Origin of the sequence: Parafrankia sp. FMc2 (assembly GCF_041008525.1) — a bacterium.
Taxonomy (GTDB): domain Bacteria; phylum Actinomycetota; class Actinomycetes; order Frankiales; family Frankiaceae; genus Parafrankia.
Genome location: NZ_JBFLUG010000190.1, coordinates 1 through 10,870, shown reverse-complemented (window position 1 = coordinate 10,870; position 10,870 = coordinate 1). Strand labels below are relative to the sequence as shown.

2 protein-coding genes are annotated in these 10,870 nt (G+C 75.7%); both read left to right on the top strand.

Annotation, left to right across the window (positions count from 1 at the left end):
• Positions 1-97: 97 nt before the first annotated feature.
• Positions 98-4,177: an SDR family NAD(P)-dependent oxidoreductase gene (locus AB1460_RS33180; RefSeq protein WP_368966179.1), complete on the top strand. Its 4,080-nt coding sequence runs from the start codon at positions 98-100 to the stop codon at positions 4,175-4,177.
• Between the two features lie 14 nt (positions 4,178-4,191).
• On the top strand, positions 4,192-10,870 hold a 6,679-nt coding region (locus tag AB1460_RS33175), incomplete at its 3' end, for a type I polyketide synthase (protein ID WP_368966177.1).

Here is a 10,870-nt window from a genome sequence, read left to right as displayed (position 1 = left end):
TACCCAACACACAAATGAGTACAATAGACAAGCCCCCCCCCGCCTTCTCCACGTCCTCCCCGCCAACCCCCACACCCACCCCGACCTCGCCACCCTCATCCACCAGACCCGCTACACCCAACCCGCCCTCTTCGCCTTCCAGGTCGCCCTCCACCACCTCATCACCTCCCTCGGCATCCACCCCCACCACCTCACCGGCCACTCCCTCGGCGAAATCACCGCCGCCCACCTCGCCGGCATCCTCACCCTCGACGACGCCGCCCGGCTCGTCACCGCCCGCGCCACCCTCATGCAGAAACTCCCCACCGACGGCGCCATGCTCTCCGTTCGCACCACCGAGGAGCGGGCCCTGGAGCTCCTCGCCGGGCACGAGGCCGAGGTCTCCGTCGCCGCGACGAACAGCCCACGGGCAACCGTCCTGTCCGGCTCCGCCACCGTCATCGACCAGATCGAGCAGGCAGCCCGCGAGGCGGGCATCCGCACCCGCCGACTCACCGTCTCCGGCGCCTTCCACTCCCCCCACACCGACACACTCCTCGACGACTTTGCCACCACCGCCAGAACCATCCAGTACCAAACCCCGAGAATCCCCCTCGTCTCCACCCTCACCGGCACCCTCGCCAACCCCACCGACATCACCACCCCCGACTACTGGGTCCGACACCTACGCGGCACCGTCCGCTACCACCAGGGCATCCAGACCCTCCACACCCTCGGCGTCACCACCTTCCTGGAGATCGGGCCCGACAGCACCCTCACCGCCCTCACCCACGCCACCCTCGATCACCTGTCGGACGCAGGCGCGCTCGTCGGGGCGGGCACGGCTGGCGAGGCGGGGGCGGCTGGCGAGGCGGGCACGGCCGTCAGCACGCAGCGCCGCAGCCGCGGCGAAGCCGCCGCGTTGCTCACCGCCCTCGCCCAGCTGCATGTGGCCGGGCGGGCGGTCGACTGGGCGGCGGTCCTGCCGGCGGCGCCGCGCGTCACGCTGCCGACCTACCCGTTCCAGCGCCGCCGCTACTGGCTGGACGTACCCGCCGGCACCGGCGACCTGGCCGCGGCCGGCCTCGCAGCCACCGGGCATCCGCTGGTGGCCGCCGCGGTGTCCCTGCCGGACGGCGTCTCCACCCTGTTCACCGGGAGCCTGTCGCTGCGGGCACAACCGTGGCTGGCCGACCACGCAATCGCCGGGACGGTCCTGGTGCCCGGGACGGCACTGCTGGAACTGGCCCGCGGCGCCGGCGCCATCGCCGGATACCCGCAGGTCGAGGACCTGATCCTCGAAGCGCCCATCGTCCTGGCGTCTACCGGCGCGGTGCGTGTGCAGGTCGCGCTGACCGGCGAGGAGGGCTCCGACCGGCGCACGCTGACGATCCACTCGCGACACGACGATGTCGACGGCGACGCCGCGGGCACCGGCAGCACCGGCAGCACGGACGACGCTGACAGCGCGGTCCGCGGCTGGCGGCGGCACGCCTCGGGCACTGTCACGTCCACCGACGCATCCGTCACCGGGCCGGAGACGGGCCGGTCGGCCGGTCCGGTCGCCTGGCGGCCAGCGGACGCCGCGCCGATCGACCTGGACCACCTCTATGCCCGGCTCGCGGACGCGGACTACGGCTACGGGCCGGCGTTCGGCGGTCTGCGGGCCGCCTGGCGAGCCGACGGCGCCGTCTTCGCCGAGATCAGCCCGCCCGAGCAGCTGGCCACCGCCCCGGACGGCTTCCTGCTGCACCCGGCCTTGCTGGACGCCGCACTGCACACCATCGCGCTCGACGCGGGCGGTGACAGCTCGGGCGGTGACAGCGCGGAAGGTGACGGCACGGTCGCCGTGCCGGTCAGCTGGAGCGGGGTGACATCGCACGCCCCCGTGCCGGCCGGACCGCTGCGGGTGATCCTCTCGACGGCCGACAGCGACCCGGGCACGGTTCGGCTCCGGGTCCTGGACGATGCGGGCCTGCCGCTGGTGACCGTCGAGGCCCTCACCGTGAGCTCGGTCGATCCGCACGCGCTGGTCGGGACGGCCCGGGACGTGAGTCGCTCCCTGTTCCGGACGACCTGGCAGGAGCTGGCGGACGACGGGCCGCCGCAGGCCCGGTCGTGGGCCTTCGTCGGCACCGAGCCCCTGCCGGTCGACCCGCCCACCAGTGAGGCCACGCCCACCAGCGAGGCCCCGGCCGCCGCCCACGAGACCGGGACCCATGACACGGATGTGACGTCCGAGACGACGGCGAACGGGACTCCGGCCGGCGCGGCCCGTGCCGACGTGCAGCTGTACCCGGACCTCGCCGCGCTGCAGGCGGCGCTGGGCGACGGCGACGGCGTACCCGACATCGTCCTGGCACCGGTGATCGCGGCCGAGGCCGGAGACGGGCCCGATGCCGCCGCGGCGGCGCACGCCGCCGTGCGGGACACGCTGGAGCTGCTGCGCGGCTGGCTCGCCGACGAGCGGCTGGCCGGATCGCGGCTGGCGCTGGTCACCCAGGGCGCCGTCGGGACGGACCTGCCCGGCGACGCCGGTCCCGACGATCTCACCCGCGCCGGGGTGTGGGGGCTCGTGCGGTCGGCGCAGGCGGAGTACCCGGGCCGGTTCCTGCTGGTGGACTGTGACCGTGCGCTGGCGTCGCACCTGGCCGTGCCCGCCGTGGTGCTGCGCGCGCTGCAGGCCGACGAGCCCCAGGTCGTGCTGCGGCACGGCCGGGGCCACCTCCCCCGGCTGGTCCGCGTCATCCCGTCGGAGGCCACGCCGCTCCCGACATCGCCGGCCCGGCCCCTGGACCCGGCGGGAACGGTGCTCGTCACCGGCGGCACCGGCACCCTCGGCGCGCTGACCGCCCGCCACCTGGTGGCCGCACATGGCGTGCGCAACCTGCTGCTGGTCAGCCGGCGCGGACCCGACGCCCCAGGTGCCGCCGCGCTCGCCGCCGACCTGGCCGCCCTCGGCGCCCACGCCCAGATCGTCGCGGCGGATCTGACCGATCCGGCGGCGACCCAAGCGCTCGTCGGCGCGGTTCCCGCCGAGCGGCCCCTCACCGCCGTCATCCACACCGCCGGCGTCCTGCGGGACGGCACCCTGGCCGGCCTTTCCGCCGACCAGTTCGACGCCGTCCTCCGACCGAAGATCGACGCGGCCTGGAACCTGCATCAGGCCACCCTCGACCACCCCCTGGCCGCGTTCGTCCTCTACTCCTCCCTCGCCGGCGTCCTCGGGACGGCGGGCCAGGCCAACTACGCCGCCGCCAACACCTACCTCGACGCCCTCGCCCACCACCGGCACACCCACGGCCAACCCGCCACCAGCCTCGCCTGGGGACTCTGGGCCACCGACGACGGCATGGACGCGGCCCTGAGCGCCGCCGACCGGTCCCGGATCGCCCGGCTCGGGGTACACCCCGTCGGCGTCGACGAGGGGCTCGCGCTGCTCGACGCCGCACTGCGGTCGCCGCAACCGGTCCTCGTCCCGGCACGCTTCGACCTCGCCGCGCTCCGGGCGCGTGCCGCCGGCGGTGCGGCCAGCGGCGGCACGTTCAACGGGACGGTCACCGGCACGCTGCCGGCCATCCTGCGTGGACTCGTGCCGGCAACCGCCGGGCACCGCGCGGCGGCCGGGGAGGAGGCAGGACTGCGCCCCGCGGCGAGGCTGCTGGACGAGCTCGCCGCGCTGCCGGCCGACGACCGCGAGGAGCGGGTGCTCACGGTGGTGCGGGAGCTGACCGCCACGGTGCTCGGGCATCCCGGTGTGGACGCCGTCCCGGTCGACCGGGGCTTCTCCCACCTGGGTCTGGACTCGCTCACCGCGCTCGAGCTGCGCAACCAGCTCGGCCAGCGCACCGGCCTGCGGCTGCCGACCACCGTCATCTTCGACCACCCGACTCCGCTGTCCCTCGCCACCCACCTGCACGAGGTGCTGGCGGCGGACATCGGCTCCCCGGGCGACGGCCTCTACACGGCCGAGCTGACCCGCCTGGAGGCCGTGATCCCGATGATCTCGGCCGATCCCGAGGCCCGGGCCCGGCTGGCCGGCCGGTTGCAGGTGCTGCTCGCCCGGATCGGCGCCGACGACCACACCACCACCGACCACTCCTCTGCCGCCGACCCGACGTCCTTCGACGACCGGTTCGACGAGGCGACCGATGACGAGATCTTCGACTTCATCGAGTCCGATCTCGGCATCTCCTGAAGGGATCTGTTGACGTGGCGAACGAAGCGAAACTGCGGGACTTCCTGAAGAAGGTCACCGCGGACCTCGCCCGCACCCGGCAGCGCCTTTCGGAGGTCGAGGCCGGGCGGGTCGAGCCCGTGGCGATCGTCGGGATGGCCTGCCGCTACCCGGGCGGGGTGCGCTCACCCGAGGACCTGTGGCGGCTGGTGACGACCGGAACCGATGCGATCAGCCCGTTCCCGACCGACCGTGGCTGGGACGTCGACGCGCTCTACCATCCGGACCCCGACCACACCGGGACGTCCTACGCGCGTACCGGCGGCTTCCTGGAGAGCGCGGCGGACTTCGACGCCGACTTCTTCGGCATGTCGCCGCGGGAGGCCGCCGCCACCGACCCGCAGCAGCGGCTGCTGCTGGAGATCGCCTGGGAGACCTTCGAACGCGCCGGCATCGACCCGGTGGCGCTGCGCGGCAGCCGCACCGGGGTGTTCGCCGGAGTCATGTACGGCGACTACGGCGGCCGGCTGCTGCACCGCGCTCCGAGCGGGTTCGAGGGGTACATCGGCAGCGGGAGCGCGGGCAGCGTCGCGTCCGGCCGGGTCTCCTACAGCCTCGGTCTGGAAGGGCCCGCGGTCACCGTCGACACCGCGTGCTCGTCGTCGCTGGTCGCCGTCCACCTGGCCATGCAGGCGCTGCGGGCCGGGGAGTGCTCGCTGGCGCTCGCCGGCGGGGTCACCGTTCTCGCGAGCCCGGCCGTGTTCGTCGAGTTCAGCCGCCAGCGCGGGCTGTCCCCCGACGGTCGCTGCAAGGCCTTCGCGGACTCCGCCGACGGCACCGGCTGGGGTGAGGGCGCCGGCCTGCTGCTCCTGGAGAAGCTCTCCGACGCCCGCGCGAACGGCCACCGCATCCTCGGCGTCCTGCGCGGCTCCGCGGTCAACCAGGACGGCGCCTCCAGCCAGCTCACCGCCCCGAACGGCCCGTCCCAGCAGCGGGTCATCCGGGCCGCGCTCGCCTCCGCCCGGCTCGGCCCGGCGGACGTCGACGCGGTGGAGGCGCACGGCACCGGCACCGCCCTCGGCGACCCGATCGAGGCGCATGCCCTGCTCGCCGCCTACGGGCAGGAACGACCGGACGACCGGCCGCTCTACCTCGGCTCGGTCAAGTCGAACATCGGCCACTCCCAGGCGGCGGCGGGCGTCGCGGGCATCATCAAGATGGTCCAGGCCCTCGAGCACGCGGTCCTGCCCGCCACCCTGCACGTCGACCAGCCCAGCAGCCACGTCGACTGGACCGCCGGCCACGTCCGCCTGCTCACCGACACCCGCCCCTGGCCCGACGTCGACCGGCCCCGCCGCGCCGCCGTCTCCGCCTTCGGCATCAGCGGCACCAACGCCCACGTCATCGTCGAGCAGGCCCCGACTCCTGTGGAGGAGGACGGCACCACCGCCGTCAACGGTGGTGCCGGCGCCGACAGCGTGCACGGCGGCACCGGCAGCACCGGGCCGGTGGCCTGGCCGCTGTCCGCCCGCACCCCGCAGGCGCTCGGCGCGCAGGCCGCCGCGCTTGCCAGCCACCTCGCCGACCGTCTCGCCGACCCCGCAGCGGCCGGGGGCGTGGTGGATGCCCGGGATGTGGGGTTCGCGCTGGCCACCTCACGTGCCCAGCTGGACCACCGGGCAGTGATCGTCGCGGACGATCTCGGCGCGGCTCTCGACCGGCTGCGCGCCTTCGCCGACGACGCGGACCAGGCCGCCGGCGAGGTGGACCAGGCCCCCGACGGCGCACCGGCCGCCGTGGTGGGCGGCCCCGGCGCTGTGGCGGGAACAGTCCGCCGGCCGGGAAGAACGGCGCTGCTGTTCACCGGCCAGGGCAGCCAGCGCCCGGGCATGGGCCGCCAGCTGGCCGACGCGTTCCCCGTCTTCGCCGAGGCGTTCGGCGCCGCGATCGCCGCCCTCGACGCACACCTGGGGCAGGACCCGGGCCGGGCCGGCGCAGCCGCCCAGCCCTCGCTGAGCGAGGTGCTGACCGCCGACCCTGACAGCGACACCGCCGCGCTCGTCCACCAGACGCTCTACACGCAACCGGCCCTGTTCGCGTACAAGGTGGCCCTGTACCGGCTGGTGACCGCGCACGGCGTGCGGGCCGACTACCTCGCCGGCCACTCGCTGGGGGAGATCACCGCCGCCCATCTGGCCGGCGTGTTCACCCTCGACGACGCCGCGCGCCTGGTCACCGCCCGCGCCCGGCTCATGCAGACGCTGCCCGCGGGCGGCGCGATGGCCTCGTTCGACGGCCCCGAGCCCGACATCACCGCGTTGCTGACCGGCCACACCGACCGCCTCGCGATCGCCGCGACGAACACGCCGACGTCCACCGTCGTCTCCGGTGACGCCGACGCCCTGGCCGCCGTCGAGCAGGCGTGGCGGGACCGCGGCGGGCGGACCCGCCGGCTCACGGTCTCCGGCGCGTTCCACTCCCCGCACACCGATGCCGTCCTGGACGCCTTCGCGGCCATCGCGGCGACGGTCGACTACACCGCGCCGACCACTCCCGTCGTCTCCAACCTGACGGGCGTGCTCGCGGTGCCGGCGGAGATCGCGACCCCCGCGTACTGGGTGCGCCACATCCGCCAGGCCGTGCGGTTCCACCAGGGCATCGAGACACTCCACGGGCTCGGCGTCACGACCTTCCTCGAGCTCGGGCCGGACGCCACGCTCACCGGCCTGACCCGCGCCACCCTGGAACACCGCGGCGTTCTGGAGCGCACCGCCACCCCGGCGGAGAGCACCGTGGAGGAGGGCGGCACCGCACGGGCGGGCGGCGCGGGTGCGGATCCGCACCTCGTCGCGACCGCACGCCGCGGCCGGGACGAGGCGACGGGCGTGGTCACCGCGCTGGCGCAGTTGCACGTCCGTGGCGACCGGGTGGATCTGACACCGTTGTTCGCCGGCCGCGCCGGGACCGGGTTCGAGCTGCCGACGTACGCCTTCCAGCACCGCCGCTACTGGCTGGACGCTCCGGCGGACGCCGGCGACGTGACCCGCCTCGGCCTGCGCGCCCCCGGCCATCCGCTGCTCGGCGCGACCACGACCCTCGCCGACACCGACGGCGTGCTGTTCACCGGCCGGCTCTCCGCCGGCGAGCAGCCCTGGCTCGCCGACCACGTGGTGGGCGGAGTCGTCACGGTGCCGGCGGCGGCCCTGGTCGACCTGGCCCTGCACGTCACGGGCGCGGGCACCGCCGCCGCGGCCCGGCTGGAGTCGTTCACCGCCGAGGCCCCGCTCGTGCTGCCGCCCGGCGGGTCGGTGGACCTTCAGGTGAGTCTCGCCCATCCGGACGATTCCGGCCGGCGCGTGGTCCGCCTGCACAGCCGCCCGGTGGTCCCGGCGGGCAGCGAGGACGTCGCCGCGCCGGGCTGGCGGACCCACGCGACGGCGGTCACCGTCTCCGCGGCCGGCGACACCACCGGGGAGGGCGACACCACCGGGGAGGCCGACGACGCGCTGGCCTGGCCGCCGCCCGACGCAGCCGCCGTCGACGTGGACGAGCTGTACGAGCGGCTCGCCGCCCTCGGCTACGGCCTGGGGGCCTCGTTCGGCGGCCTGCGGTCGGCGTGGGCGAGCGCGGACACCTGGTACGCGGAGATCGCCACCGTCCAGGAGACCGAGACCGATGCTCGCGGCGGTGCTCCGACGGCCGGGTACGGCCTGCACCCCACGCTGCTGGACACCGTGCTCCACCCGCTGCTGACCGGACTCGACCGGGCCGGTGATCTCGTCGCGCTGACCGGCGTGCGCCTGGTGGCGTCCGGAGGGGGGTCCGGAGGGGACACCCTGCGGGTCCGGCTGCGCCGCCTCGAGGACTCCGACGAGGCCGGGAACCCGGCGGACGCGCCGCCAGCCGGCTCCACGACGTCCACCGCGAGCCCGGCGCCGCCCATCGGCGCGCGGAGCTACGCGCTGACGATCCAGGACGCCGACGGCGCACCGGTCGCCGCGGCCGACAGGCTGACGGTCGCGCCGTTCACCGCGGACGCGCTGCGGGCCCCCGCGGCCGGCAGCCGCCCGCTGTTCCGGACGGACTGGGTCTCCCTGCCCACCCCGGGTGCGGCGGCGCGGACGTCCACCGAGACCGGGCCGTGGGCGGTGGTCGGCGCCGACGTGCTGGGTCTGACCGCCGGCGAGGGCGCCTGGCTCCACCCCGTGACCGGCTACCCGAACCTCGCCGCGCTGCGGCAGGCGCTGGCGGACGGCGCGGCGACGCCCGGCCAGGTGGTCGCCGGCTTCGTCGACGGCCCTGCCGACGGCGCGGTCGGCGGCGCGGCCGACGACGGTCCGCAGGCGGCGCGCCGGGAGGCCGAGCGCGCGCTCGAGGTGGTGCAGGAGTGGCTGGCCGACGAGCGGCTCACCGCCGCCCGGCTGGTCGTCGTCACCCGCCAGGCCGCGCCTGGCGCCGACCCGGCAGCCGGGGCCGATCTGACACACGCGCCGCTGTGGGGGCTGGTCCGCTCGGCACAGGCGGAACATCCCGGCCGGTTCGTCCTGCTGGACCTGGACGGCTCATCGACAACCGCGGGCGACGCCGCGGCGGAGACCACCCTCCCCGACGACGCCGTGTACACAGCCCTGGTGCACGGGCTCGGCGCGGACGAGCCGCAGCTCGCGATCCGCCGCGGCGGCGTGCTCGTGCCCCGACTGGTCACGGTCACGGCCACCGCCGCGGCCAGCCCGGTGCCGAGCGAGCCGGCCAGGGCTGGGCTGGACCCGGCGGGGACGGTGCTGATCACTGGCGGGACCGGCACCCTCGGCGCCCTCACGGCCCGCCACCTCGTCACCCACCACGGGGCCCGCCGCCTCGTGCTCGTCAGCCGCCGTGGCCCGGCCGCCCCCGGTGCGGACGACCTCGCCGCCGAGCTCACCGCGCTGGGCGCCGACGTCTGGATCATCGCCGCGGACCTCACCGACCAGGCTGCCGCCCGACAGCTGGTCGCGGACGTTCCCGCCGCCCACCCGCTCACCGCGGTCGTGCACACCGCGGGCGTGCTGGACGACGCCACGCTGGTGGCCCTGACACCGACCCAGCTGCACAGCGTCCTCCAGCCGAAGGTCGACGCCGCCTGGAACCTGCACCGGGCGACGCTCGACCAGCCGCTGGGCGCGTTCGTCCTGTACTCGTCCCTCGCCGGGACCCTCGGCACCGCCGGCCAGGCCAACTACGCCGCCGCCAACACCTACCTCGACGCCCTCGCCCACCACCGCCAGGCCGGAGGCCTCCCCGCCACCAGCCTCGCCTGGGGCCTGTGGAACACCGGCGACGGGATGGACGCCGCGCTGAGCACGGTGGACCGGTCGAGGATCAGCCGCTACGGCGTGGTCCCGATCAGCGTCGACGAGGGCCTGGCGCTCCTCGACGCCGCGCTCGCCAGCGGCCACGCCACCCTCGTCCCGGCCGGGCTCGACCTGCCGGCGCTGGCCGCCCGTGCCCGCGGCGCCGAGGCGTCGGGCGAGCCGTTCCCGGCGATCCTGCGCTCGCTCGTCCCGGCCGCCGCCGCACGCCGCGGCTCCCGCCGCCGGGACGGCGCGCTGGCCCGCCGGCTCGCCGCGGCGAACGACGCGGAACGCGCCCGCATCCTGCTCGATCTGGTCCGGGCCGCGGTCGCGGCGATCCTCAACCACGCCAGCGGGGACGCGGTCGCGCCCGACCGGGCGTTCAGCAGTCTCGGGTTCGACTCGCTCGCCGCGGTGGAGCTGCGCAACCGGCTCGGTGCGCAGACCTCGCTGGTACTGCCGGCGACCCTGGTCTTCGACTACCCGACTCCCGCCGCCCTCGCCGGTTTCCTGCGGTCCGAGCTGGACGGACTGGCCAGCCGGGACGGGTCGGAGCCGGCAGCGGCCGCCGGGGCGCGGACAGCGTCCCGAGTGGGCGGCGACGTGGACGAGCCGATCGCCGTCGTCGCCATCGGCTGCCGGTTCCCGGGCGGGGTGGCCTCGCCCGAGGACCTGTGGGACCTGCTGGTGTCCGGTCAGGACGCGATCACCGGGTTCCCGACCGACCGCGGCTGGGATCTCGACGGCCTCTACGACCCGGAGCCCGGCCTGCCGCTGCGGACCTACGCCCGGGAGGGCGGGTTCCTGCACGACGCCGGTGACTTCGACGCCGAGTTCTTCGGCATCTCGCCGCGCGAGGCCGCGGCGACCGACCCGCAGCAGCGGCTGCTGCTGGAGGTCGCCTGGGAGACGTTCGAACGGGCCGGGATCGACCCGACGTCGCTGCGCGGCAGCCGCACCGGCGTGTTCGCCGGCGTCATCTCGCAGGACTACGGTCCGCGGGCTCTCGCCATGCCCGCCGGTTACGAGGGCTACTTCCTCGCCGGCAGCACGACGAGTGTGGCCTCGGGCCGGCTCTCCTACACCTTCGGACTGGAGGGCCCGGCGGTCACGATCGACACCGCCTGCTCCTCATCCCTGGTCGCCGTGCACCTGGCCGCCCAGGCCCTGCGCAGCGGCGAGTGCACCCTGGCGCTGGCCGGCGGCGTCACCGTGATCGGCAGTCCGGGGATCTTCACGGAGTTCAGCCGGCAGCGGGGCCTGTCACCCGACGGCCGCTGCAAGGCCTTCGCCGACGCCGCCGACGGCACCGGCTGGGGCGAAGGCGCCGGCCTCCTCCTCCTCGAACGCCTCTCCGACGCCCGCGCCAACGGCCACCAGATCC